This is a genomic window from Streptomyces sp. R21, assembly GCF_041051975.1.
Taxonomy (GTDB): Bacteria; Actinomycetota; Actinomycetes; order Streptomycetales; family Streptomycetaceae; genus Streptomyces.
In genome coordinates this window covers 2,388,971-2,413,402 of sequence record NZ_CP163435.1, presented here as the reverse complement: position 1 = coordinate 2,413,402, position 24,432 = coordinate 2,388,971, and the positions used below count along the sequence as shown (strand labels likewise).

At 71.4% G+C, this 24,432-nt stretch carries 21 protein-coding genes and 1 pseudogene; 20 read left to right on the top strand and 2 right to left on the bottom strand.

Annotated features, from left to right (window positions below; genetic code table 11):
- Positions 1 to 94: 94 nt before the first annotated feature.
- Complete coding sequence (locus AB5J56_RS10935; RefSeq protein WP_369232460.1) at positions 95 to 733, top strand: hypothetical protein; 639 nt, start codon at positions 95 to 97, stop codon at positions 731 to 733.
- Between the two features lie 54 nt (positions 734 to 787).
- Here AB5J56_RS10935 and AB5J56_RS10930 read toward each other — a convergent pair whose 3' ends face one another.
- Complete coding sequence (locus tag AB5J56_RS10930) at positions 788 to 1,228, bottom strand: SRPBCC family protein (protein WP_369232458.1); 441 nt, start codon at positions 1,226 to 1,228, stop codon at positions 788 to 790.
- Positions 1,229 to 1,353: 125 nt separating this feature from the next.
- On the opposite strand from AB5J56_RS10930, the gene AB5J56_RS10925 reads away from it, so the two are divergent.
- The 19 genes and pseudogenes from AB5J56_RS10925 to AB5J56_RS10835 all read left to right on the top strand — a co-directional run bounded on the left by AB5J56_RS10925 (position 1,354) and on the right by AB5J56_RS10835 (position 22,345).
- Positions 1,354 to 2,361 (top strand): DUF2278 family protein, encoded by a 1,008-nt coding sequence (locus AB5J56_RS10925; RefSeq protein ID WP_369242489.1) that lies wholly within the window; start codon positions 1,354 to 1,356, stop codon positions 2,359 to 2,361.
- A gap of 216 nt (positions 2,362 to 2,577) precedes the next feature.
- Positions 2,578 to 3,792: a cytochrome P450 gene (locus tag AB5J56_RS10920; protein WP_369232456.1), complete on the top strand. Its 1,215-nt coding sequence runs from the start codon at positions 2,578 to 2,580 to the stop codon at positions 3,790 to 3,792.
- Between the two features lie 64 nt (positions 3,793 to 3,856).
- Positions 3,857 to 4,642 (top strand): hypothetical protein, encoded by a 786-nt coding sequence (locus tag AB5J56_RS10915; protein WP_369232454.1) that lies wholly within the window; start codon positions 3,857 to 3,859, stop codon positions 4,640 to 4,642.
- A 52-nt stretch (positions 4,643 to 4,694) separates the two neighbouring features.
- Entirely contained in the window at positions 4,695 to 5,555 is an 861-nt protein-coding gene (locus tag AB5J56_RS10910; RefSeq protein ID WP_369232452.1) for a CHAT domain-containing protein, read from the top strand.
- A gap of 3 nt (positions 5,556 to 5,558) precedes the next feature.
- A pseudogene (locus AB5J56_RS10905) lies at positions 5,559 to 5,804 on the top strand (hypothetical protein); the annotation flags it as partial.
- A gap of 39 nt (positions 5,805 to 5,843) precedes the next feature.
- Positions 5,844 to 8,897 (top strand): WD40 repeat domain-containing protein, encoded by a 3,054-nt coding sequence (locus tag AB5J56_RS10900; protein WP_369242487.1) that lies wholly within the window; start codon positions 5,844 to 5,846, stop codon positions 8,895 to 8,897.
- A complete protein-coding gene (locus tag AB5J56_RS10895) occupies positions 8,894 to 9,940 on the top strand; it encodes a radical SAM protein (RefSeq protein ID WP_369232450.1) in 1,047 nt (348 codons plus the stop codon). Before AB5J56_RS10900 ends, AB5J56_RS10895 begins: the two co-directional genes overlap by 4 nt.
- The gene (locus AB5J56_RS10890) at positions 9,933 to 10,142 is read left to right on the top strand and encodes a radical SAM-modified peptide, FtsH ternary system-associated (RefSeq protein WP_369232448.1); all 210 of its coding nucleotides are present in this window, start codon (positions 9,933 to 9,935) and stop codon (positions 10,140 to 10,142) included. Before AB5J56_RS10895 ends, AB5J56_RS10890 begins: the two co-directional genes overlap by 8 nt.
- Complete coding sequence (locus tag AB5J56_RS10885; RefSeq protein ID WP_369232446.1) at positions 10,133 to 10,780, top strand: hypothetical protein; 648 nt, start codon at positions 10,133 to 10,135, stop codon at positions 10,778 to 10,780. Before AB5J56_RS10890 ends, AB5J56_RS10885 begins: the two co-directional genes overlap by 10 nt.
- Positions 10,777 to 11,889 (top strand): ThiF family adenylyltransferase, encoded by a 1,113-nt coding sequence (locus AB5J56_RS10880; RefSeq protein ID WP_369232444.1) that lies wholly within the window; start codon positions 10,777 to 10,779, stop codon positions 11,887 to 11,889. The genes AB5J56_RS10885 and AB5J56_RS10880 overlap by 4 nt, the downstream gene beginning before the upstream one ends.
- Entirely contained in the window at positions 11,886 to 13,373 is a 1,488-nt protein-coding gene (locus tag AB5J56_RS10875) for an effector-associated domain EAD1-containing protein (RefSeq protein ID WP_369232442.1), read from the top strand. Before AB5J56_RS10880 ends, AB5J56_RS10875 begins: the two co-directional genes overlap by 4 nt.
- Entirely contained in the window at positions 13,370 to 14,386 is a 1,017-nt protein-coding gene (locus AB5J56_RS10870; protein WP_369232440.1) for a JAB N-terminal domain-containing protein, read from the top strand. Before AB5J56_RS10875 ends, AB5J56_RS10870 begins: the two co-directional genes overlap by 4 nt.
- Positions 14,383 to 15,351: a hypothetical protein gene (locus tag AB5J56_RS10865; RefSeq protein ID WP_369232438.1), complete on the top strand. Its 969-nt coding sequence runs from the start codon at positions 14,383 to 14,385 to the stop codon at positions 15,349 to 15,351. The genes AB5J56_RS10870 and AB5J56_RS10865 overlap by 4 nt, the downstream gene beginning before the upstream one ends.
- An 11-nt stretch (positions 15,352 to 15,362) precedes the next feature.
- On the top strand, positions 15,363 to 17,486 hold the full coding sequence (locus AB5J56_RS10860; RefSeq protein ID WP_369232436.1) for a 26S protease regulatory subunit: 2,124 nt from the start codon (positions 15,363 to 15,365) through the stop codon (positions 17,484 to 17,486).
- Positions 17,483 to 18,697 (top strand): AAA family ATPase, encoded by a 1,215-nt coding sequence (locus AB5J56_RS10855; RefSeq protein WP_369232434.1) that lies wholly within the window; start codon positions 17,483 to 17,485, stop codon positions 18,695 to 18,697. The genes AB5J56_RS10860 and AB5J56_RS10855 overlap by 4 nt, the downstream gene beginning before the upstream one ends.
- Positions 18,697 to 19,473, top strand: coding sequence for a hypothetical protein (locus tag AB5J56_RS10850; RefSeq protein WP_369232432.1), 777 nt, complete (start codon positions 18,697 to 18,699; stop codon positions 19,471 to 19,473). Before AB5J56_RS10855 ends, AB5J56_RS10850 begins: the two co-directional genes overlap by 1 nt.
- A 65-nt stretch (positions 19,474 to 19,538) precedes the next feature.
- Positions 19,539 to 19,799, top strand: coding sequence for a hypothetical protein (locus AB5J56_RS10845; protein WP_369232430.1), 261 nt, complete (start codon positions 19,539 to 19,541; stop codon positions 19,797 to 19,799).
- Positions 19,786 to 20,550 carry a hypothetical protein gene (locus tag AB5J56_RS10840; RefSeq protein WP_369232428.1) on the top strand — a complete coding sequence of 255 codons (765 nt, stop codon included), beginning with the start codon at positions 19,786 to 19,788 and terminating at the stop codon, positions 20,548 to 20,550. Before AB5J56_RS10845 ends, AB5J56_RS10840 begins: the two co-directional genes overlap by 14 nt.
- Positions 20,551 to 20,617: 67 nt before the next feature.
- On the top strand, positions 20,618 to 22,345 hold the full coding sequence (locus tag AB5J56_RS10835) for a hypothetical protein (protein WP_369232426.1): 1,728 nt from the start codon (positions 20,618 to 20,620) through the stop codon (positions 22,343 to 22,345).
- A gap of 1 nt (position 22,346) precedes the next feature.
- On the opposite strand, the gene AB5J56_RS10830 is transcribed toward AB5J56_RS10835, so the two are convergent.
- Positions 22,347 to 24,413 (bottom strand): SpoIIE family protein phosphatase, encoded by a 2,067-nt coding sequence (locus tag AB5J56_RS10830; RefSeq protein WP_369232424.1) that lies wholly within the window; start codon positions 24,411 to 24,413, stop codon positions 22,347 to 22,349.
- Positions 24,414 to 24,432: the final 19 nt, after the last annotated feature.

Here is a 24,432-nt window from a genome sequence, read left to right as displayed (position 1 = left end):
GCGCTGAACGGGCTTGCCCGACGGGCCGGTTGGCGGCAGGGTAGGCAGCCGATCCGGGGTCCGGAGGCGTGCGAAGTGTGTCGGGGGCGGGCAGTTGAGCGAGTCGAGTACCGAGCGGGGCGGCGGCGTCGGGGACGCGGGGGAGGGGCGGTGCCTCTCGACCGGTGCCACGGCCGCGCTGGGCATCCTGCTGCTGGCCGATGTGGCCGTCCTGTGTGCGCTGCTGCTGAGCCTGTGGCCCGTGGTTCTCGAACTGGTGCTGCCGGACAGGGCGGTTGACGCCACCGTGCGGTGGTCGCCGTTCGGGCTGGCCCACTGGTCGCTAACCGCCGACACGGCCGTGCTGCTCGTGGTGATCCTCTGCAGCGGCCTGGGCAGCTTCGTGCACGCGGCGACGTCCTTCGCCACCTATGTGGGCAACCGTCGCCTGTACGCGAGCTGGCTGTGGTGGTACCTGCTCAGGGCCGGCATCGGCGTGGCACTGGCGGTGCTCGTGTACTTCCTGCTGCGCGGCGGCCTGTTCGCCGGGACCACGGGTGCCGGCGCGACGAACCCGTACGGCTTCGCCGGCATCGCGGGCCTGTGCGGCCTGTTCTCGAAGCAGGCCACCGACAAGCTGCGCGAGGTCTGCGACACGATTCTCAGCACTCAGGGGGACGGCGACCGGTCCCGCCTCGACAAGGTGGATGCCGGCGATGCGGGGGCGGGGGCGCCCGCGCAGGAGGCGAGCTGACTGAGGCCCGTACGGCACTGATGTCGTAGGGGATGATGCGTGCGCGCCCCGGCGTCACGCCTCCCGTAGCAACCCCTCCGCCGCTCGCCCGAACATCCGCCGTGCCGTCCACGCCAGCGGGCGGTCCAGGAAGCCGGGCAGCCACCGCACGCGCAGTTCCTCCCGCCACACGACTCGTGAGCCGCCGTCGTCCGACGGATGCACCTCGATCTCGGCCCAGCCGGTGACGAACGTGCCGCGCTTGGCCAGGCGGCAGCGTCCCGAGGTGCCGCCCTCGGGCGGCTGCCATACGACGACCTCCATCGGGTCGTCGAACGCCACCGGGCCGACTCCCGACCGTGCCACGAACACCGTGCCCAGGCGGGTCGGCGGGGGCGTGGCCACGGTGACCCGGGTGAGCGGGACCACGGTGGCATGGCGCGGCCAGTCCGTGAGCCGCCGCCAGCTCTCGGTGGGAGGGAGCGGGGACGTGCGTTCCAGCAAGAAGAGGGCCACGGGATGATCGTATGCGGGCGAACAGGGCGTAAATTTCCGGTTGAACCATCCGGTATCGCGCGCCCGCGCCCTACGATTCCGGCATGGGTCGGCAACGTGCCTGCCCTCAGGGGGAGTTGGTCGTCATGCCGCTGAAGGCGTACGGCGTATTGATCGCACGGGCTGTCGAGACCCGACGAGAGGGTTCCGCCGACACCCCGCACTACCAGATCCATCTGACGGACGATCAGGGCGTTCACTACCGCGCGGCGGTCAACGTGCTGTCGCAGGAGCGGCCCTCCGAGCTGCTCTACCTGGTCGACGACGACTTCCGGCATCCCGTCACCGGCCGCCTGGAGGGATTGACGTCGGGCTGGAACACGCTGCCCTCGGGGCCCTCGGGACCGAACCTCGACCTCGTCCGCGGGAACCTCTTCGACCCGGCGGCGATGCGCACCCTGCCGCCGGATGTGGAGGGCCCCGACAACGACCTGGCCGATCTGCTCGACCACTACGTGCGCCGCGCGGTCGACGATCCGGACGCCCGGGTGTACGTGTTCGGCGAGCGCTTCGGCCCCGAACCGGCCGTCCGGGACAAGGTCTTCGGCTTCCTGCCCGGCAACGGTGTGCACGACATCCACATGAACCAGGGCAACGGTCATCGCTTCGAGGGCGACGACGGGGTCTGGCAGGACGGCGGACTTCTCATCCACTTCCCCGCCCAGTCGCGCTGGGTCGGCGTCTTCCTCGCCTTCCAGAGCCAGTCCTGGCACACGGACGACCTCACCGGCCACACCCTCGACCGGGACCAGCCCCGCCCCGAGCCCGGCGGTCAGCCGGTCCGTGTCGTGGCGGCCCTGGTCAACCCCCGGGGCCCGGCTCCGGAGTCCGAGACCGTGACGCTCATCAACGCCTCGCCCGACCCCGTCGACCTCACGGGCTGGCGCCTCGTCGACAGCCTCGGCCACGGCTGCGCGGTGCCGACCGGCCCGCTCGCCGCCGGAGCCGTCCTCCTCGTTCCGCTCACCGACGGGGTCCAACTGGGCAACCACGGGGGCCAGATCACCCTGCTGGGTGCCGACGGGCTGAAGGTGCACGGTGTCTCCTACACCGCCGACCAAGCCGCCCGAGAAGGCTGGACCGTGGTGTTCTGAGCGGGCGCCGGCCGGCCTACGGTCCCGGCGTGCACAGCGGCCCCCGATCGCAGCTCGCCCACGGGCAACTCCGGCGCACGCCGAAGCTGTTGACACGCCGACTGCCAGAGCCTCGGCCCGCCGACGACCATCCGGTTACGATGCGTGCGACCTTGATCCATCGCTCGCCGGAGTCCCTCCACCCTGTCCGGCGAGCGACCTGCGACAGGAGACCTTGTGCCGGATCAGCCGTATGTCATCGACCCCGCGGGCGCCGACCTCCACGCCGAGGCCGACCGGCTGCGCGAACGCGGCTCCGCAGCCCTTGTCGAACTACCGAGTGGCATACCGGCCTGGGCCCCCACCCAGTACGAAACCCTCAAGCAACTCCTCGCCGACGACCGCGTGTCGAAGGACCCGGGTCAGCACTGGCCCGCCTGGATCAGCGGCGAGTACCGCGAGACCTGGGTCAGCCTCTGGGTCGGCGTGACCAACATGTTCACCGCCTACGGCGCCAACCACCGCCGGCTGCGCAAGCTGGTGTCGCCCGCCTTCACGAAACGTCGTACGGATGCGCTGGGGCCCCGGATCGAGGAGATCGCCGCCACTCTGCTCGACCGCATGGGCGAAGCCCCCGGCGGGCGGGTCGATCTCCGCTCCGCCTACGCGCACCCGCTCCCGATGCAGGTGATCTGCGAGCTGTTCGGACTGCCCGAGGACCGGCGGGCGGACATCGCGCGCCTCATCGAGGCCAACATGGACACCACCGCGACGGCCGAGAAGGCGATGGCCACCTGGCAGGAGATCCACGAACTCCTGGCGGGTCTGGCCGACTTGAAGCGCGAGCAGCCGGGCGACGACATGACGACCGCCCTGATCGCGGCCCGCGACGAGGAGGGCTCGCAGCTCACCGAGCCCGAACTCATCGACACCCTCCTCCTTGTCATCGGCGCGGGCCACGAGACGACGGTCAACCTCATCGGCAACGCGGTCCACGCCCTGCTGACCCACCCCGACCAGCTGGACCGGGTCCTGCGCCGCGAGGTCCCGTGGAGCGACGTCATCGAGGAGACCCTGCGCTGGGCCCCCTCGATCGCCAACCTCCCGCTGCGCTACGCCGTCGAGGACATCAAGCTTCCCGACGGCACCCTGATCCCAAGGGGCGACGCCATCCTCGCGACGTACGCGGCGGCGGGCCGTGACCCGTTGAAGCACGGCTCGGACGCGGCATCTTTCGACATCACCCGCACCGACAAGGAGCACCTCGCCTTCGGCCACGGCGTCCACTACTGCATCGGTGCCCCGCTGGCCCGCCTGGAGGCGTCCGTCGCACTCCCGGCCCTCTTCGAGCGCTTCCCCGGCCTGACCCTCGACGAGACGGAGGGGCCCGCCCGGCTCGCCGACTCCTTCATCGGCCACGGCTTCCGGTCCCTGCCGGTCCGCCTCGCCTGAACTCCCCGCTCAACCGGGGCTGCGCCGCGGCAGAGGTCACCGGCGTACTGCACGCCCTCTATTCGTGATGCCACCCTGGGTGGGATCGTATGGGGAACGCGGCCTTGGCCGGTTTTCACGGGGGATGCGCCACATGATCGAAGCCACGTTTCCGGAACTTCCAGAAGAGTCACTCTCGCTTGCGCTCGACCGCACCGGGCGGGCCGGAGAGCCCGTTCCCGCCGGACCGCCGTTGGACGGCAGAGTGTCCCTGGGCGGCCCGTTCGCGGTGCCGGTGACCCCGGCGTACGTCGCCGCGGACAAGGACCTCGCGGCATTCGTCGAACAGGAGTCGGCGCGCGCCCGCTATCACGTCGTTCATCTGGCCGTGACGGTGGCGCCGGAACCGAGAACGCCCCGACTGGACAGTGTGCAGGTCGAGTTGGGCCTGTCGCCGTCCGGTGGCCCGGCAGTCGGCGCCGGGCAGGAGCCGCCGATCGCATGGTCGATGACACCGTCGAAGATCAGTCACGAGGTGGAGATCGGGACGAGCCTGAAGATCGGGCCCCAGCTGAAGATCGGCCCGGTGCAGGCGACACTCGGCGAAGCCGGTCGTACGCGTACCGCCCGCCGGTCGCACCCCCTCGTGGAGGCCCTCGGTGAACTCAGCCCGCAGCCGCGTTGGGTGATGAGGGCAACGAAGGACGCACCTCTCTCCGGCTCGCAGCGTCTGATCATGGTGATCAGAGTGCCGATCGGAATGACGGCAGAACTGCTCACGACCATGCACGCATCGGTCATGAAGGGCTCGATTCTGCGCAGATACGTTCGTCAGCTGCCAGGGCCGCTGAGTCTGTCCACAGTGGTGTGACCCACCTCGCGCGTCGGGTGGCAGCGGCGTGGCGGTGGCGGAAGGGGGACGCATGGGGGAGCCGCTGCGGCAGGCCGAAATTGTCGCGCTGGCCAAGGCGTTCGCGCCCGGGCCGCCCGCGCGTGGCCTGCTTCTCGAAGCGGGGTTCCCGCCGGAGTCCATGCCCAGTGCCTTCGGCGTTCTGTCCACGGACTTCTGGAGCATGGTCGCGGAGGCCGTCACCACCGGCCACGTCCTCGACGGGCGGTGCCGGTTGATGGTCGCCGCGGCGGAACGCCTGCCCGCCAACGAGGTCTTCGTGCGCTCCGCGGCCGAGTGCCGGGGCGCCTTCGGGAACGGCGTTCTGCGCGTCCTGGTCGTCGGCGCCCAGCCCCACGGGCAGCAACGGCTGCGCGCCGACCGTGAGTTACGGGCGGTGCTGGAGGCCGCGGAGCTCGGCCACCTCCAGGTGGACTCCCGCCCGGCGGCGGCCGTGACCGATCTGCGCAGGCTCCTCGACCATCCGGCGGACGTGCTGCATCTCGCCTGCCACGGGGACGGCGGCGACCTGCTGTTCGAGGACACCACCGGCGAGGAACAACGCGTCTCCGCCGTCGAGTTGGCCCGCACCCTGACCACGTATCGCGACCACGGCCGCGTGCGGCTGCGAGGTCTCGTCCTCGGCAGCTGCCACGGCGATCAGGCGATCACCCCTCTGAAGGATCTCGCCGCCGAGGGCGTCGCCCACACCGGCATCCTCGACGACGACTGCGCCGTGGCCTTCGCCGGCCATCTCTACCGCGAGCTGCGCCACGCCGCGGGGCTGGCCTCCGCGGCCGTACTCGCCGCTCGGCACACCGTGTTGGAGGACGACCTGTGCCAGTCCCTTGAGGACGGCCTCGTTGTCTGGCCCCGACCTTCCCGGGAGGGTTGAGCGATGGCGGGCGGGGCGGACCCGAGGCTGGCGTCCTGGGCGGGGGCGCATGCGCGGTCGGCGGGGCGGGATGTGGGGGAGGCGGGTGGGGCGTTGCGTGGGGGGCCTTCCCCTGGCGCATCGGAGGTGTGGGTCCGTGAGACGCGTGTGCTGCGGGGGCACTCCGGCCGCTTTCAGGGGGCGGTGACCTGGGCGGACACGCTGGATGGTCGGGGACGGCTGCTGGTGACCGGTTCCGTTGACGGCTCCGTCAGGGTCTGGGAACCGATTACCGGGATCCAGCTCGCCGTGTTCGAGCATGACGCCGGTGCCACGGACTGGGGGCCGAGGCCGGAGGACGGCGACGGCAAGCTGCTCAACAAGTGCATCTATGACCTGGACGCATACGTCGCCCCAGACACCGGTCACCTGTGCGTGGTGAGCGTCGGCCTGGACGGGCTCATCAACATCCGGGACGTCGACGAGGATGTTCTGCTGAACTCCATTCGTAGCCACTCCGGGCGAATCCTCGGCGTGGTGTTCGTCGGGGACGGCGACGAGAGGTCGGTGGTGGCCGGTGGCGCCGAGAGGACGGTCTCGTCGTGGAACGCGCGCACCGGGGAGCTTGAGCGGGTGTTCCAGTTCGAATCGGAGTTGTTCGCCCTCAGCTGCCTTCGTCTGCCGAGTGGGAGTGCCCTCGTGGCCGCCGGGGACGAAAACGGCGTTGTCCGGATTCTCGACACCGCGGCCTGGCCCGATGCACGGGAGCTGAACCTGCGCCGCCCCAATGCGCGGAACCTCGTCACCTCCACGGATCTGGTGTCTGCGGACGGCAGGTTGCTCGTGGCGGTGGCCCAGACTGCGGACATGAGCGAAGGAACGGGCCGGGTTTCGGTCTGGGACGTCCTCAACGGCGCGTCCGTCATGGATATCGAATCACACGACGGGGGAGCGGCGGCCGTGTCCTGGCTGGCGCTTCCGGACGGTGGACTCCTGCTGGCCAGCAGCGGCAGGGACAGGGTGGTCCGGATCTGGGACGTGGACACCCAGATGTGCCTCGCGGATTTCGTCCTGCCCGAGGAAGTGGGTGTCGTCCGGTGGGCGTCTCCCGGGCCGGACAGCGCCATGCTGGCGGCCGGCTGCGGCGACACACATGTGCATTTGTTGGAGGTGCGCTGGAGGGCCTTGCGGCAGGAAGGGCGGGCCGCGCCGGAGGGTGCCCTCTTCGACGTGACCGCCGCGTTGGGGGCCAGGAGCGGGGAGCGGACCCAAGCAGTCGCCTGGGACGCGCACCCCGTGACGTCTCCTCGGCTGTCCGCCGTGCGGCAGGACGAGGCCGATCTTTACGCGGCCATCGCATGGTCTGCCGATGGGACAGTACGGCACGTGATCGGGCGTGCTGGGGACATCGAATTGTGGGATCCCGGTGCGAGCGGAGCGCCAGGACCATACGTGCTCGATTCGTTTCTTCGCGATGTCAGATGCCTTGCTTGTGCTGAGACCACGCAGGGCACGCTCCTCGCAGCGGGTTCCGGGGGGAGGTACGCCCAGGTGTGGGACATCACTCAGCGTGAGAGTTCACTGCCGAAAGCTTTCGAGTTGGTCGGCGCCCCCGTCACCGCGGTCGCGCTCGGCGACACGAGCGAGGGGCGAACCCTCGTGGCAGCGGCCTGCGCGGGAGGAGGCGCCCGTGTGCGGATCTGGGATGTGGCCGACGGCCGGCTCCTGGCCGAATGTTCCACCGCGAGTGCTGTGTGCGGGATGGCTTTCACCGTCAGCAATGACGGCCGGACGGTCCTGGCCGCCGGAGACACACATCATCTGTACCTCTGGGCATCGGAGGACGAGGAGGGCTGGATCGAGACCAGGGTGGGGATCGACGCGCAAGTGCGAGCGGTCCACTGGGTGTCCCTCTCCGACGGCCGTAAACTCCTCGCCGCCGGTCTCGTGAACGGAAGGGTGATGCTCTGGGACTTCCCCGATCTGCGCGGCCCTTTTGTGGTGGACACCGACTGCGGCTGGGTGGCCTCCATCGCACTCGCCGCCGACTCTTCGAACAGGGTCTGGCTCGCGGTCGGCGGAAGCCGAGGATGGGCGACGTACGAACTCCGGATCGACCCCCCTGTCCGGGGTGCGGATCGGGCGCCTGTAATGCGGACCCGCACCGTCCTCCCCTCCATCCGAAGCGCCGCCATGCCCGGCCTCTTCGCGCTCGGACAGGCCGGCATGTGGCGCCCCTTGGGCCTGCTGGAGGACACCCTCACGCTCACGGCCACCACACGCTCCGGAGGTCTGCACGACGAGCGGCGGGCGGTGCTGCGGGAACATGCGGGGGTCCGCCGGTTGCGGGAGCTGGACTGGCCCGCGCGGGCCAGGGTCGCGCTCGCCGGGCTGCTGCTCGTGGATGCCGACTGCGGGGAGATGTGGGTGCCCCCGGAAGGGACCGGGCCCGCCCAGTGGCACGCGGCGTTCACCGCGGTTTCACCCGCCGCCACCGGAGCGGAGCGGCAACCCGGGCCCGAGGTCGACGCGTTGACGGCGGCGGCCGACCGGGTCGGCGAGCGCACCGTGGGGATGCTCACCGTGCTGGGGCCGGAGGTCGCCGCCGCCGATCCGGGCCTGATCCTGCGGCTGATCGGGCGCGAATCGGATCTGCCGCTGCTCGACGCGCAGGGGCTGAAACTGCTTGCCGCGGCCTCGCTGGAACAGAGCAAGGTGACCACGCACGTCGGAGTGGCCACCCATGTACCCGGGGCGATCGGAGTCAGCCGCCACGGACTGCCCGACCAGCTTCTGCAGACCCAACTTGCCTTGCCGTCCGAGATTCTGACGTTGCGTCGGCTCACCCACGAGCTGCTGTACCGCCAGCACTCCGCCTTCGTCCCGCCGCGCCCGCAGCCGGTGACACTCGTCCTGGACACGACCCCGCCCACCTTCGGTGGTGTGGAGAGCCTGCTGAGACTGGTCGGGCATCTGATCACCACCTCGCTCTGGCAGCAGGGCGAGCGTCCGCTGCTGGTGACGGCCGGCAGGCCGGACCGCGTGGTGGAGCTGACCGGTCCGGCGCAGCTGATGGAGCTGTGGACCTCGCGCACGCTGTACTCGCCGGAGGAGACCCTGGCCATGGCGCTGGACACAGCAAGAGCCGAGGGCCTCCCCGTCGTCCTGCTCGCCCACCAGCACGCACCGCGCCCCGAGCACGCCCCGTGGCTGCGGCTGTTGGCCACGCACCATCCCGGTGAGCCGCCCGCGGAAGGCCTCTCGAACGGGCGGCACCACTTCCTGCCGCCTTCCCCGCCCGCACGGCAACTCGTGTCGACCGTACGAGCGCTGCTCGCGGACACCGAAGGGCAGGTGTCGTGACTACAGTCCGTCAGGAACCCTCGTGGCGACCCGCGTTGTTCGGTGAACCGTCCGGCGAGGGACGGGTGCGCTGCACGCTCTGCCCCTTCCGGTGCGACCTCGCCGAGGGGCGGACCGGTGCGTGCCAGGTGCGCCGCAACCACGAAGGCGCGCTGGAGACGGCCACGTTCACCGCTGCCGCTGTCCATCTCGACGCGGTCGAACGCAAGCCCTTCTACCACGTGCGTCCCGGCTCGCGGATTCTGACGATCGCGAGCCCCGGCTGCACGTTCCGCTGCGACTACTGCATCAATCACCGGCTCTCCCAGTACGGCCGCGCCGACGGCTCCCCCTGGCGGGGCGACCCGGCCGACCCGGCCGCGCTGGTGGCGCGAGCGGCCGAGGAGGGGGCCGCTCTCGGTCTCTCCTACGCGGAACCCGGGCTCGCCCCCGAACTGACGCTGGCGCTCGCCGAGCAGGCGGCACCGCTGGGCGTGCCGATCGTGTGGAAGAGCAACGGATTCCTGACCCGGCGCGCGATCCGGCTCGTCGCCCCCGCACTGCTGGCGGTCAACATCGACATCAAGGCGGCCGACGACACGGCCCATCTCGGCCTCACCGGGGCGCCGTTGGGCCCGGTCCTGGAGGCGGTGGAGCTCTTCCGGGAGGCCGGCGTCTGGGTGGAGGTCAGCACCCCGCTGATCCCCGGGGTCAGCGACGACCCGGCCCAACTCGCCGTCATCGCAAGGCGACTGGCCGCGGTGGACCCGGGGCTGCCCTGGCATCTGCTGCGCTTCACGCCCGACTTCAGGATGGCGTCCGCCGCTCCGACTCCTCCCGCGAGACTCCGGGCCGGACGCGACCTCGGCAAGGAGGCCGGACTGCACTACGTGTACGTCGAGCGCGCTCTGGGAGAGGACGGGCGAACAACCACATGCCCGGTCTGCGCGAAGGCTCTCGTGCGGCGCGGGCTGTGGAGCACACTGACGAACGAGGTCGTATCGGGGGAGTGCCCAGGATGCGCTCATCCGGTACCCGGCTGCTGGGGGACGGACGTTGACTGAACATGTCTTTGTCGAGGCGCTGCCCGATCTGATCGACGCGGGGGAGTACGAGGACCATCCGGACGGTGATCTGGTAAGGGTGCGGGTGACGGTGACCGAGTCCGGCATCGAGATCCTGGGTGACGGAATGCGGCCCGCCGCCGTGGAGGCCGTACTCGCCGCGCTGGGCCTGCCCGAGATGGACCAGATGCTGTGCGGCTAGCCGAAACCGGCAGCAGCCGGAACACCGACAACGCGCACATGGACGAGGGCGGCGAAGAAGCCGACCTGCTGCTCGGCATAGAAGACGGACTCGACCCGCGACCCGCCGACGACGGGGCAGGCCCGGACGGTGACGTCGTGACCGGCCCGTCCTCGTGGTGGAATCACCGGCTGTGCCAGACCTGCGGCCACAGCTTCCGGCGCGGGGACCGGGTGCGGATCGACCGCGAAGTACGCACCGTCAGACATCTCGACCTGGCCCTGGACTGCGCGGTGCTGGAGGAGAAGGACGCCGAATCCGCGGCCAGGCAGGGAGACTTGGAGACGGCCGCCCTGTCGGAAGGACTCCTCGACGCCTGGCCGCCGCAGGTCCCGGTGACCCGGATCCCGCTCGGTGACTGGCGGCTGCCGAACCCGGCGACGGGCCTGCCCGCGCCGGTCTGCCTCTACTGCGGGCACACCTTCCGGGCGGGGGAGTACGTCGTCGTGTGCCCCTGCCAACCCGAGCGGGCGGCCTGCGGGGCGGCCGTCCACCGGGACCCGGCCGCCGGGCTCTCCTGCTGGGAACGCTGGCGTCCCGCCGGGCGGGTCACGGTCTGCCCGGTGACGCTCGCCAAGGTGAGGAGCCGCCCGTCGTGACCGTGCACGCCATGGACATCGCGCGGGACCGCTTCGGCCGCCAGCGCCTCATCCCGGGCTGGAGCCAGGAACGCCTCGAGGCGGCGACCGTCGTCGTGGCCGGAGTCGGCGCGCTGGGCAACGAGGTGGCCAAGAACCTGGCACTGGCCGGCCTCGGGCGGCTGATCCTCTGCGACCCCGACACGGTCGAGTCCTCCAACCTCAGCCGTACGGTCCTGGTGAGCGACGACGACGTGGGCCGGCCCAAGGCCGAGGCGGCGGCCCGGGCGCTGCGCCGCCTGAACCCCGGCATCCGCGTCGAGCCCCGGACAGCGGACCTGGCCACCGGTGTCGGCCTCGGTGAACTCGCCGACGCGGACGTGGTGCTCGGCTGCCTCGACTCCCGGCGGTCCAGGCTCCGCCTGCTGGGCCGCTGCGCCCTGGTGGACGCCGTACTGATCGACGGAGGCACCCAGCCCTGGGGCGGTGAGGTACGGCTACGGCAGCGCAACGACGAGCCCTGCTACGGCTGTTCGCTCTCGGCCGCGGAGCGGGCTGTCGGCGACCAGCCCTGGAGCTGCCGTGACCTCGTCGCCGCGGCGCCTGCGGCCTCCTCGATCGCCTCCACCGCTCTGATCGCCTCGTGGATGACCCTGGCGGCGCTGCGCGCCCTCTTCGCCGACCCGCCCGCCTACACCCTGCTCAGGGTCGACGCGCTCACCGGGCTCAGCGGACCGGTGAGCGTCCGGCGCGATCCCGGCTGCCCGCACCACCGCCCGCTGGAGGGGCCGGTGCGTGCCCTGCCCGTCTCCTGCCGGGCCACCGTGGCCGAACTGCTCGCTCGGCTGGACCCCGACGATGACCCTCTGACGTGGTCCGAGTTCATCGTTCCCGGTCCCTGCCCCGCATGCGGCCACTATCCTGAAATAGGGCGAACAAGCGCCGCACAAACGGATATTGATACTCCGTCATGCCCGAACTGCGGTGTCCTGGTGAGGCCCAGGTTCAGCCAGCGACTGCGGGTGGCGGATCCGGGCACACGGCTGAGCGCACTCGGCGTGGCTCCGGAGGACATCTTGGCCGTACGCCGGCCGGAGGGGGGCTACGCATGGCGACGGCTGGAGAAATGAATCAGCCGCCACGGCGTCCGCAGGCCGCCCGGCAGCCGGTCCAGGACATTGCGATCACTCCCCAGGAACGGGGCACACTCCTCAGGGCGATCGCCGGCATCTACCGCGACATGGACTCGGCCCGACTGCTGCTGGACAACATCGGCTTCCCTGCGGGTCAGGTCCCCGGGTTCACCAGCCCGGTCAACTTCTGGAACGAGGTCTTCTTCCAGATCGACGCCGGCGTTCCCACGACGTTCCGCCTGATGCTTGAAACCGCCCGTCAGACGTACGGCACCCACCCCGACCTCCTCGAACTCGCCGAACGCCACGGCCTCGTGGACGCAACCCCCGAGGACGAGGACGAGGGAGCCGTGGCGGAGAACGCCCCGGAGACCTGCCATGTCATCGTCCGGGCGGAGAACGAGGAGGAACGCGAGGCAGCCCTGCGCATCCTGGAGCAGGCCGGCCAGCAGCCGCGCGAGGTGTGGTCCACCCCGCACGCCGTCTCGTACCAGGTCTCCGCGACCCAACCCGGGCCGCTGCGCCGCGATCTGGAACGCACCGACCTCGGCTGGACCGTCGTGCCGCCCGGAAGGCCCGACTATCTCTTGAACCTCCTCTACGTCCAGGGGCCCGACGGGCGCCAGTGGCGCATCACCGACGCCCCGGCCGCCCAGACGGTCGGAAACGTCGCGGCCCAGGTCGTCGAGCAGTACGGCGCCGGGATGGACACCAGCGTGCCCACCGTCATCGACCACGAGGGGCCGGGAGGCAAGCGGCGCCGGATGAACCCCGACAACACGCTGGACGAGGAAGGTGTCCAGGACGGGGACCGGATGCACGTCGGCTTCGAGGCGACGGCGGGCGCGGTCAACCCGCTGGAGCGGCAGGACGCGCTGTACCGCGTGCGCAACCAGATCGTCGACTTCGCCGAGCAGAACCCGGACTTCGAGGTCCGGGTCAACTCGACGACGCTGCCCACGGAGTACGAACTGCACTTCGAACACCCCGGCTTCGGACCTCCGGCAGGAGGCGGTGGGGGACCCGTCCAGGTCTCCCGGCACGCGGTGCTCGTCCAACTGGGCCCCGATTTCCCCGAGACGGCGCCGTACGTCTTCTGGGAGACCCCCATCTTCCACCCCAACGTGTTCCCCAACTACGAATGCGAGCTGTACCGCGCGCACCCCGAGAGCAGGGGCGCGGTCTGCCTGGGCGCGATCGCCGAGTCGTATGTGCCCTCACTCGACTTCGGCGACGTCTGCCGACTGCTGATCGACATCGCCGCCTACCGCAACTACGGCATCGAGGTGGAGTCGGGCCCCATCGACGCACGCGGTGAATTCGCCACCCACGCCAACTACTTCGACCCGATCGCGGCGAGGTGGGCCCAGAGCGACGAGGGCAGGGAGCGGATCGCACGGATCGGCGGCTCCCCCGAGCACCGGGCCACACCCCGCCGCGGCGAGTACCCCAATGTCATCGAACCGGTCGAGGGCCCATGACGGCCCTCCAGGTCGAGCTGTTCCGCAGCGACGACTACATGAGCGCGGGGCGCATCCCGATGCTTCCGCTGCTGCGCCGCGTCTTCGAGCCGCTGATCGGACAGTCCCTCGTGGGCACCCGCTTCGAGCTCCTGTTCCTTCCCGTCGCCGACCGCAAGAAGCTGTCCGGTCAGCCGTCGCTGGTCAACCTGCGCAGCAGCCACGGCTACGTCCAGGTGCGCATCCTCCAGGACGGCGGTGTCCTCTACCAACACCCGCACCCCGTACGGGAGGTCATCGGCCGCCCGTTGCAGGAACTCCTGCTGGAGCGGGGGGAGGAGGAGACCCACTGGGGCTTCGGCGTTCGCGGCCCCGGCCTCGACCGGATCGCCCTGGTCCGGCCCGCCCCGGAGATGGTGAACCGGGTGGACATCCCGGGCCGTCCACGCGGGCCCCGGCTCTTCCACATCGAGGAGATCGAGGCGCCCGACCCGCCCCGGGCCGGCCTGGCGACCCTCGGTGTCGAGGGGCACGAGCAGGCCAGGTCGCCGGAGGACGCCTCGCCGGTCGCCGTGGTGGTCGCCCCCTCGGTGATGCGGGACCTCACCGGCGAACTGCCCTTCTCCTCCGAGATCGAGGAGGGCGGCTTCCTCGCGGGCCACGTCTACCGTGACGAGGACAACCCCGACGGCCACCTCGTCAAGGTGAGCGCCGCGCTGCGCGCCGAGCGCACCGGGGCCTCCATGTTCCACTTCACCTTCACCGGGGAGAGCTTCCTGCGCATCAGCGAACTCCTCGGCGCCCGCGGGCAGGACGAACAGCTGGTGGGCTGGTACCACACCCATCTCTTCAGGGCCACCAGCGCGCTCGGGCTGTCGTCCATCGACGTGGACCTGCACACCTCGACCTTCCACCAGCCCTGGCAGGTGGCGGCCCTGGTCAACATCGCCTCCGACGGCGGCCGGATGCTGAGGTTCTACCGCGCCGACGGCCGCAAGATGGCCCAGGCACCGTACTGGGTGGCCGACCGATGAACGCCGAGACCACCGCACTGCGCGTACTGGCCTGGGCTGCCGAGCCGAAGGGCCAGCCGCCCCAGGGCCCGCTGTGGGACGTCACCGCCCTGCGCGACCCGGCCGAGCCGGTACGGACGGCGCTCGCCGAACTCGCCCGCACCACCGCGGCCCGGCTCGGCGCCGGACGCCCGCCCCTCGGCGAGCAGGACCCCGGCGTCGGCCTCGGCGCACTCCTGCTGGCCGCCGCCCTCGGAGGCCGGGGGCAACAGGACCCGGCCCGGCGGCTCGCCGAGGCCGCCGAGCAGCGCTTCCCCACCCCGAACACGCCGAAGAAGGCCCGTTGGTACGACGTTCTCGCCCGGCACGCCGTGGTGGCACCGGCGGTCGTCGCGCTGCCCATGCCGAGCGATGCACGCAGCCGGCACGCGTCCGCGCCGGCCGTGGGCGACGCCCAACTCCTCGGCGCACCTCATGAGGAGCCCGAGCCCCTCACCGACACCCTGCTGCGCTGCTCGCCGCTCACCGCCGTGCTGCACCGCCCCTGCCGCAGCAGGATCAGGGCGGGCGCGACCGCGGCCGAACGAGGCACGGCCACCCTGCTGCTGAGGCACCCCCGGGGCCGTGAACTGCTCATCACGGGCCTGTGCCGATGGTCCCCGGACCCGGCGGTACTGACCTGGCGGGCCGAACTGCTCACCCTGCTCGACGAACACGACCCCGAGCTGATCCTCGACGTCTGCACCGCGGCCCGGCTGCGGCACGGCGACCACTGGAACGAGCAACTGCGCCGGGCTGCCCGAGACTTGATGCTGGAAGGGCCCGCGGACGGTTCTGCCCTGGCGACGGCACGGTTCTGGGCGCCGCTCGCCACGAAACAGCGCAACGGCACCGATCTCGCCCGGGTGCGTCCCCTGCTCGCAGGACACGAGCAGGCCCTTCGCCTTGTCCACACCTACGGTCTGACCAGGGCAGGTGCACGATGACTCCGCCCCGCATGCGCACCCTCACGTTCGCGCCCGCCGACCCCAAGGGGTTCGAGTCCCGCCATCTCATGGCCGGCCTCAACGCGCCCGATCTGACACTGGGTCAACTTCTCGGCGAATACCCGGCACTTGCCCTCGACCCGGTCCGAGCCGAGTACCTGCAGCTCAGGGTGGCCGACCTCGTGATCAGGACGGTGCACGACCCCGATCCGGGACGCGCGCTGTACCTGGTGCCCGGCACCGCCGTGTCCGGCCTGGGTGCCCCCGACGGCGAGTCCGCCCAGGGCGACGCGCCCGCCGACGCGGTGTCCGCCGAGGCGGCCCCCGCGGAGTCCGCGCCGGACGAGGAGCCCCCGCTGCCCGCCGCGGAGCACCCCGAGCGGCTCAGCGAGAAGCAGGCGGTCCTCGCCGCCCACGACGTCGACATCAACACGGCCGCCACCTATCTCGCCAGCGGTCTGTCGGTGCTGGTGCGGTGCGAGAAGCTGCTGGTGGAACATCTCGCCGGGGAGATCGCGGGTCGCTCGGGGCATCCGCAGCGCATGGTCCAGGCAACGGGTAAGGCCGCAGGCGCGGCGGACGCGATGGGGCAGGTGTCCCCGGACCGGCGGGGCGCCCTGATGAAGGCCCTGCAGACCGAGGTCGCTCAGGCGCAGCCCGGCGACGTCGTCGTCATTCCGCACCTGGACCTGCTGGCCGGTGGCAGCGACGCCGCACTCAGCGTGGAGGCCCGAGAGCTGACGGACGTGGTGTACGAGCGCAGCGGGGCGGTGCTGCTCGCCTTCACGGACCCTTCGCTCGTCATCCCCGAAGTCCTGGCCAGCCGCTTCGACGTACGCCTCGCCATGGACATCCTGCCCCGGCTGGTGCCCGTCGCCGGCGGCACCACCGCCCCCATCGGGCAGGCCCTGGTGACCCGCGACGAGGCCGGACTGTTCGAGGGCTTCGAGGCCGTCGAGCTCTACAAGCACGTGGCCGGCATGAACCCCGTACGGCTGCGCCACGCACTGCACTACGCCCACGGCCGGCACCGCGTCCGGCAGCACGCGGGCCAGCAGCCGGAGCAGCACGCGGGCCAGCAGCCGGAGCAGAGCCGGCCCCAGTTCGGTGATCTGCTGCACGAGCTGCGGATGTTCAAGGTGCGAACGTCCAGCTCCTTCGAGATCCCCAACGTGCCGCTGGACCAGATCGGCGGCTATCACGGGGTGAAGGAGGAGCTGAAGCGGGCCATCGAGATCATCGGCGGCGCCGTCTCCGACCGTTACGGCCTCTCCCCGCAGCTCGCGCACGACCTGGTGCCCCGCGGCTTCATCTTCCACGGACCGCCCGGCACCGGTAAGACCCTGTTCGCCAAGGCGGTCGCCAGCATGATGGGCGGCACCATCCAGGTCGTCTCCGGCCCCGAGATCACCGACATGTACCTCGGCGAGAGCGAGCGCAAGATCCGCGAACTGTTCGCGGAGGCCCGGCGCAACGCGCCCGCCGTGCTGGTCTTCGACGAGTTCGACTCCATCGCCGCCCGCCGCAGCGGCCGCGAGGACAGCGGCAGCCGGGCCGGCAACGCCATCGTGGCCCAACTCCTCACCGAACTCGACGGGTTCCGCCCGGACGTGCCCGTCCTCATCATCGGGACCACCAACCGCATCGACCTGATCGACGACGCCCTGCTGCGCCCCAGCCGCTTCCGGCCCGTCAAGATCGACCTGCCGGACGAGGAGGCCCGCCGCGCCATCGCGGCCGTGCACGCCCGGCACTTCGAGGTCCGCACCACGGGGGCACTCCTGGACGCCATCGCCCGGGCCACCGAAGGCATGAACGGTGACGAGATCCGCTCGCTCTTCCGCGACGCCCGCGCCGACCAACTCGTCGGCCCGGGCCTGCGGGTGCCGGACGCACGGCGGCTCGGCGAACTCATCGGCCAGCTGCGCCGGGCACGGCAGCTGCGCGAACTCGACAAGGCCCAGCCGATCGGACGCCCGCCCGAAGGCACGCGCCCCGCGCTCTCCCTCCTCGTCACCCGCCGCCGGGGAACCACCCCCGGCACGCCGTCCGTCGGCGCCGTACAGGTCGAAGAGGACGTGCCCGGCGACAGCGCACCCGAGGACACTCCGCGCAGTGAGGAGACGGCATCGTGACCACGGACACAGGCCTCGACACCGCCGTACGCCTGCTCGCGCTGGGCTATGCCAACCGGCTCAAGGAGGTCAAGCAGGACTTCGTCGGCCGCGACGAAGTCGTCGACCTGCTCGGGCTCGCCGCCCTCTGCCAGGAGCACATCCTGGTCATCGGGCCGCCCGGCACGGCCAAGACACGGCTCCTCGACCGGTTCTGCCAAGTCCTCGACACCCAGCCGTTCAGCTACCTGCTGACCCGCTTCACCGAGCCCGCAGAGCTGTTCGGCCCCCTCAACGTGGAGCTGTTCCAGAAGCAGAGCATCTACGAGGTCAACACCGAAGGCATGCTCCCGCAAGCGCGCGTGGCCTTCCTCGACGAGGTCTTCCAGGGCAGCTCCGCGATCCTCAACACCCTGCTCACCCTGATCAACGAGCGCACCTTCCACACCGGCCGGACCGTCATCCGCACCCCTCTCGTCACCCTGGTCGGCTCGTCCAACGAAATCCCCGCCGATCCGGTCCTCGACGCCTTCAGTGACCGCTTCCTGCTGCGCTGCAACCTGGACTACGTCGCCGACGACGAGGTCGAGGAGGTCCTGGCGCTCGGCTGGCAGGGCGAGCGCGAACGCATCGCCCGCGGCTGGGACGACGACGGGAACAGCCCGCTGACGGACCACGACCGCAACCTGGTCAGCATCGCCCCCGGCGACCTGCACACCCTTCAACGGGCGGTGGCCGACATCGACGTGTCGGAGATCCGCGGCACCTACACCCGCATCCTCCAGGGCTTCCGCGCCGAGGGCATCGCCTTCTCCGACCGGCGCGCCGTCCGGGCCCAGAAGGTCTTCGCCGCCTCCGCCCTGCTCGCCGGACGCGGCAGCGCGGGGCCCGCCGACCTCGCGCGCCTCGTCAACCTGTGGACCGACCCACGGGACGAGCCGTCGATCCGGCGGATCGTCGCCGACCACGGAGTCCCGGTCCAGGAGTCCAGGAGCCGCATCCGTGAACTGTTCGAGATCCTCCAGGTCGACCTCCAGGAGTTCGTGGCCCGCCGCGACCAGGCCGACTCGCGCGAACAGCTCCACGAACTGATGCGCCAGATCCAACGGCTCGCCTCGGAACTGCGCCGAGACCACCCCGAAGAACAGGAAGCGCTGCGCACCGTGCAGCGCGAACAGCGCACGACCGTCGAACTGTTCCGCGAGATGTACGGCGACGAAGGGCTCCACTGATGTGCAATCCACGCCGCGTCCGTGTCCGCGCCACCCGTGAACTCGCCCACGCCTGGGAACAGGAGATCCGCCGCCGGATCACACGCACCGCGGAGACCCACGGCGAGGCCAGGATCCGCGAACCGCTCGGCGACACCGTCGGCATCCCGGCGCTCGCCGCGCTGCCCGCGGTGCTCGACCGTACGCCGGGCTGGGAGCAGGACGAGGACGGGGTCTTCCGCCACGCCCTGCACGGCGGCTCCCTCGCCTACGACCCCGCCACCCGGGAGCTGGAGATCACCGCGCGCGTGGTCACGACCGTCACCGCGACGGGCGAGGCCGCCACGGTCGTCCGCGCGGAGGTCAACGACACGATCGAAGCCGAGGGCGTCGGCACCTACTACGACGACAACTGGGGCGGCCGCACCGAGGAGGACGCCGCGCAGGAAGCCGAGGAGGACCTGGAGCGCGCCTTCGACGCCGCGCGCCGCGCGCGCATGGACGAGGAACGCCGCCAGGCCGAGGAGCGCGAGAGCGGTGCGCTCGACGAGCAGGCCGCGGCCCGCGCGGACCGTGCCTTCTCGGCGGCGGCCGAGGCCCGCGCCGGTGAACTGCGGGCCGCTGCAGAGGAGTTGCTCCTCTCCGTGGGGGTCGAGGGGCGCAACCTGCTGCACCGGGCGCTGGCCGAGGCCTACCGGGACGCGCTGCTCGCCTACGCCCGTTCACGGGGCGCCGAGCGGCTGAACGTCAGCGAGACCGACGGCACGCTGGAGATCGAGTTCGATCTGAGGATCTAGTTCAGCAGGGGATTCAGTCCGTCCGGGGATCAGGTCCGTCCGAGGGGTCAGTTCAGGAGAGCGTCATGCGAGTCCGGATCAAGTTCCGCTATCGCGCCGACACCGGGGAGGTCGAGCTCTTCCAGGTCGACGATCTGCGCGAGGGCCCTGCCCTCGCCGACCATGACGCCCGCCACCACCAGGCCGCGCTCGACGTGGCCCGCGTGGTGGAGAACGGCGCCCTGGTCGAGGAGGTCCACCCCGGAGCGGAACCCGCGGCCGTCCGCGCCCCCGAGGACCGGTCGACGACCACCCCGCCACGGGAGCAACTCCGTGACCAGGCCTGAGCTTTACGTCCGGGCCGCCCAGCTCTACGAGAGGGCCGGGCTGCCGATCGACGCCGTGCGCTGCTATCGGGAGGGCGGGGCGTCCCGGGCGGCGGCCGACCTGCTCGTGGGGATGGGGGAGTACGCCGAGGCGGTGGAGGAGTACCGGCGGGCCGAGGTGCCTGTGATGGCGGCATGGATCCTGGCTCATCATCTGGCGGACCCGGTGACGGCGAAGGCGACGGTGCTGCCGCCGACTTGGCGCGGCAGGTATGGGCTCGAGCGGGTCCGCAATCTCCTCAGAGCAGCCTCGCCCTCCGACGAGATTGCCAGGTTCGAGGACGTGCTCCGCCCTGACCTGCGGGGCAGATTGATCCTGGCCCGCTGTGAACTCGCCGAGGGCGGCGGCCACCGGGACGTTCTGCCGGTACTTCGCCAGGCGAGGGCCGCGCTGGCCGACGCGGCGGCTCCCTACGACCCTTTCGTCGAGGAGTGGGCCGTGGCGGTCGCCGAGTGCGCGGGGCGCTTCGACCAGGTGGCGGTGCTGTTCGCGGCATCGGTGCGAGGGCACCGGCTGGGCGCGGCCCAGCGCTGGCAGGAGTGGGCGCGTCGCGTCCTCGGCGTGGAACTGTCGATCCCGTCACCGGAGCAACGGCACGTGGATGTCCCCGTCTCGCAGAGCTGGAGCGAGGTCGCCGACGCCGTTTGGCTCGTGCACTCCATGAGACGGGGGGTGACGCCCTCCGAACGGCCGCCTCCGCTCCACCCCTGACCCCACGCCGAAGAACCCGCGTCAAGGACCAACAGACCGAACGCCGACTCTCGATCCAGGATGATCCATGGCACGTCGCAGAAGGGGCTCGCAGCCCCAGCCGCCGGGGCAGCCCCCGGGGGACGGCGGACGGCACCAGCGCCCGCCCACCGGAGGCATCCAGCCCGTCGACGGCGGGATGCCGCCCCTGCCTCCAGCCCTGCCCCGACCCCGGCTGCGTGCGGTGGAGCCGCCGCCTCCCCGGATACCGGTGCCGGTGCAACCGCCCAACCCCGAAGCCCGCGCCGCGAGTTGGTTCCGTACGGCCTCCGCCGCGCTGGCCTACGCCGGACAGCTGCCGGGCGACGACCGGGGCGCGGGCGTGCGCTGCTTCCGGGAGCCCGACGGGCGCGGCTGGTGGGTGATGGCCGACCTCTCCCTCGAAGCCGTACGGGAGATGAGCGCCGCGACCGGCGGCCGCGTGCACGTCGAGGTGGCCGGCGTCCTGGTGCGCGACCGGGGATGGGGCGCGCCGCCGACGCGCACCGCGCCGTCCGGTCGGGCCGTACCACTGGACGCCCTGGTCGCCGTACAGCTGATGGATCTGATCCGTGCCGCCGGGCTGCGCACCGTCGCACCCGTTCCGCTGCGGGAGGCCGTACTGTTCCTGCCCGGTCCGCAGGTGCCCACGGTGGTGCGACGGGCACTGGATCTGGGGCTGTACGTGAGGTTCCGGACCGTGTCCCTGACGCCGCTCTTCTCCGAACCCTCCGCACCTGAGACCCCGGTCGTCACCTACGAGGTACGGCTCACTGCGGAGGGCGAGGCGGTGCTTCCGGGCTCCCTCGTCATGGCACTGGAACGGGACCCCTTCACCCTGGTGTGCCGTCGCAGCGGGGATTCCCTCCTGATGCAGCACCGCAGGAGCTCCCCGCTGGCCGACCGCCGGCTGGAGGCGCTGGCCGGGAGCGGGGTCTGGCTGCTGGCGGACAGCGTCCACGGGTGCGCGCGGCTGCGAGCGCTCGGCGACTTCTGCGACGGCGCGGCGCTGGTGACGCGCTCCGAGGACTGTCCGCTGACGAATGTCACGACGGAGCTGGTCGGCGGGGAGGAGGCCGCGCTCGCGCCGGCCCCGACGCCGGTGACCGTCGTCCGTGCGCGTACCCCTCGGGCGGCCGTCGACGCCGTACTGCTGGACGCCGACGACTGCGCGCTGCTGCCCGCGCTGCTTCAGGGACGTCCCCTCGCCGACGCCGCGCTGCTGACCGAGGGACGTGACCGGTTTCTGCTCACGGCGCCGGGCGGCGTGCTCGAACAGCTGCCGGTGGGGGAGTCGTTGTACTGCCTGGGGCCGGGCACTCTCTTTCTGCCGCTGGGACACCGGACGCAGCCACTGCTGCCGCCCACCGCCCGGAAGCGGCTCTTCCACGCGGACGCCGCCACGGCGGTCGTCCTGCAGCCGCAGTCGACCCTCGTCTTCGACCTGACGCTACGGCGACCGGTGTGGGACATCTGGGCCGGTCCCCTCCCCGAAGTGGACGTACAACTGCCGGCCGAGGCGGCGGACGGACTGTCCATCGTGGCCGACCTGCTGACCCCGGAGAGGACGAAGCCCCCCGCCCCGCCCCGCGCACTGGACCGCATCCTGCGCCGCCCTGGTCCCGGCCTGCCGAGAACCTGGCGCGACGACGCCTACGACGCGGAGCTCGCCGGCGACCTCGAGTACGCGGCCGACCTCCACCTGCGCAACCACAACCCCTTGGGCGCGGCCCGCCTCCTGGAGCGTGCCGCGCAGCAGGACACCCTCCCGCGCTGACCTACAGCGTCCGGGCGATCAGGAGGGCCACGTCGTCGTGGTCCTCGGGGTGGCGCAGGCCGTACAGCAGGAGGTCGCAGGTTTCCTCGAGGGGCCGGTGGGGTTCGTCGAGGAAGCTGAGGAGGACGTTCAGGCGGTCGTCGATGGGATGGTGCCGCGTCTCGACCAGGCCGTCCGTGTACAGGACCAGCAGGTCGCCGGGGCCGAGTTCGACCGTGCTGGTCTCGAAGACGACGCCGCCGACGCCGAGCGGGGCTCCGGTGGGCAGGTCGAGCAGGACGGGTGCCTGGCCGGGGCGGGCCAGCGCGGGCGGCATGTGTCCCGCGTTGGCGATGCGGCACTGCCTCGTGTGCGGGTCGTAGACGGCGTAGAGGCAGGTCACGATGTAGTGCTCCAGATCGCAGGTGATCTTGTCCAGGTGCTGGAGCACGGCTTCGGGCACCAGGTCGAGGTCCGCGTAGGCGCAGGTGGCGGTGCGCAGCCTGCCCATGGTGGCGGCGGCGTCGATGCCGTTGCCCATGACGTCGCCGACGACCAGGGCGGTCTTGTCGTCGGTCAGGGGGATGACGTCGTACCAGTCGCCGCCGACCTCGCTGGTGGCCTGGGCGGGCTGATAGCGGGAGGCGAGCTCCAGGCCGGTCTGGTGCACCGGGTGGTCGGGCAGCAGGCTGCGCTGGAGAGTGAGGGCGGTGTTGCGCACGCTCTGGAACCAGCGGGCGTTGTCGATGGCCACGGCGGCGCGGCTGGCCAGCTCACTGGCCAGGACGACGTCGTCCTCGTCGAACGGGAGCGGGTTGCGGGTGCGCTTGAGGTCGAGGGCGCCGAGCACCTCGCCGTGGGCGATCAACGGCACGGCCAGATACGAGTGCACGCCGGCCTGGGCCAGCAGCGCGCCGGCGTCGGCGTCACGGGCGATGCGTCGCAGATCGTGCTCGCCGACATGACGGACCAGGACCGGCCGGCCGGTGTGGACGCACAGCGTGACAAGGCGGTCGCCGTCGTACGCGGCGAGGTCACCGGGAGGGTCGGCGGCGCGCAGGGCCGGAGTGGGGTGCGCCGCTTTGAGCGCGAGGGCGCGAAACAGCTCCGGCCCGTTGTCCGGCCTGCGGGTACGGCGGCAGGCCAGGGCGGAGTCGAGGAGGTCCACCGCGACCACGTCGGCGAGCTCGGGAGTGGCGATGTCGGCCAGTTCGTGGGCGGTCTGCTCCACCTCCAGCGTGGTGCCGACGCGGGTGGAGGCGTCCGCGATGAGGGCCAGGCGCCTTCGGGCCCGGTCGGCCTCGCTCGCCGCACGGTGCCGTTCGGTGACGTCGACGACCGAGGTGGCCGCGCCCAGGATCCGCCCTCCGGGGTCCTCGAGCCGGTAGAAGGACAGGGACCAGGCGTGCTCGTGTTCGGGGTCGGCCGGGGGACGGCCTACGTGGTACTGGTCGAGCAGCGGCGTGCCGGTGGTGAGCACCTGATGCAGCGCGGACTCGACGGTGTCGACGTCGGGGAAGGGCAGGGTCTCCCGCAGATGCCGGCCGATGTGGTCCTCGGCGGGGATGCCGTCGATACGCTCCAGTGCCGGGTTGACCAGGAGATACCGCAGTTCGGGGTCGAGCAGGGCCAGACCGATCGGGGACTGGTTGATCAGCCGCTCGCACAGGGCCAGATCGGTCTCGACGCGCTGGAGCAGGGCGTGGTCGGCCGCGATACCCAAGGCATAGACGTCCCCCAGGTCGTCCGTCAGCCGCATGTTGCGGAACTCCATCAGGCGGCTGCTGCCGTCCTTGTGCAGGATGGGGAAGGCGCCGGCCCAGCTCCGGCCGGTCGTCAGTACCTCCGCGAACAGGCTCACCACGGATTGCAGCTGCTCTGGGTGGACGAACAGTCGCGCCGCGTATTCGCCGAGGGCCTCCTGCGCGGAGTAGCCGAAGAGTTCCTCGGCCTGCGGGGTCCAGAACACGATGCGTCCGCCGGCGTCCAGGACCACCGCGGCCACGCTCAGCACATCGAGCAGGCCGGTCGGCCGGGGCGGCCCGGCGCCGTACTCGTCACCGTCGGCGTGCAAGGAATCGGGCGTCATCCCACATCCTCCTCACTCA

Coding starts and splice junctions, on each gene's coding strand:
- AB5J56_RS10925 (WP_369242489.1), top strand. CDS start 1,354: ATGCCGCTGAAGGCGTACGGCGTATTGATCGCACGGGCTGTCGAGACC.
- AB5J56_RS10910 (WP_369232452.1), top strand. CDS start 4,695: ATGGGGGAGCCGCTGCGGCAGGCCGAAATTGTCGCGCTGGCCAAGGCG.
- AB5J56_RS10875 (WP_369232442.1), top strand. CDS start 11,886: ATGAATCAGCCGCCACGGCGTCCGCAGGCCGCCCGGCAGCCGGTCCAG.
- AB5J56_RS10870 (WP_369232440.1), top strand. CDS start 13,370: ATGACGGCCCTCCAGGTCGAGCTGTTCCGCAGCGACGACTACATGAGC.
- AB5J56_RS10865 (WP_369232438.1), top strand. CDS start 14,383: ATGAACGCCGAGACCACCGCACTGCGCGTACTGGCCTGGGCTGCCGAG.
- AB5J56_RS10860 (WP_369232436.1), top strand. CDS start 15,363: ATGCGCACCCTCACGTTCGCGCCCGCCGACCCCAAGGGGTTCGAGTCC.
- AB5J56_RS10850 (WP_369232432.1), top strand. CDS start 18,697: ATGTGCAATCCACGCCGCGTCCGTGTCCGCGCCACCCGTGAACTCGCC.
- AB5J56_RS10845 (WP_369232430.1), top strand. CDS start 19,539: ATGCGAGTCCGGATCAAGTTCCGCTATCGCGCCGACACCGGGGAGGTC.
- AB5J56_RS10835 (WP_369232426.1), top strand. CDS start 20,618: ATGGCACGTCGCAGAAGGGGCTCGCAGCCCCAGCCGCCGGGGCAGCCC.
- AB5J56_RS10830 (WP_369232424.1), bottom strand. CDS start 24,413: ATGACGCCCGATTCCTTGCACGCCGACGGTGACGAGTACGGCGCCGGG.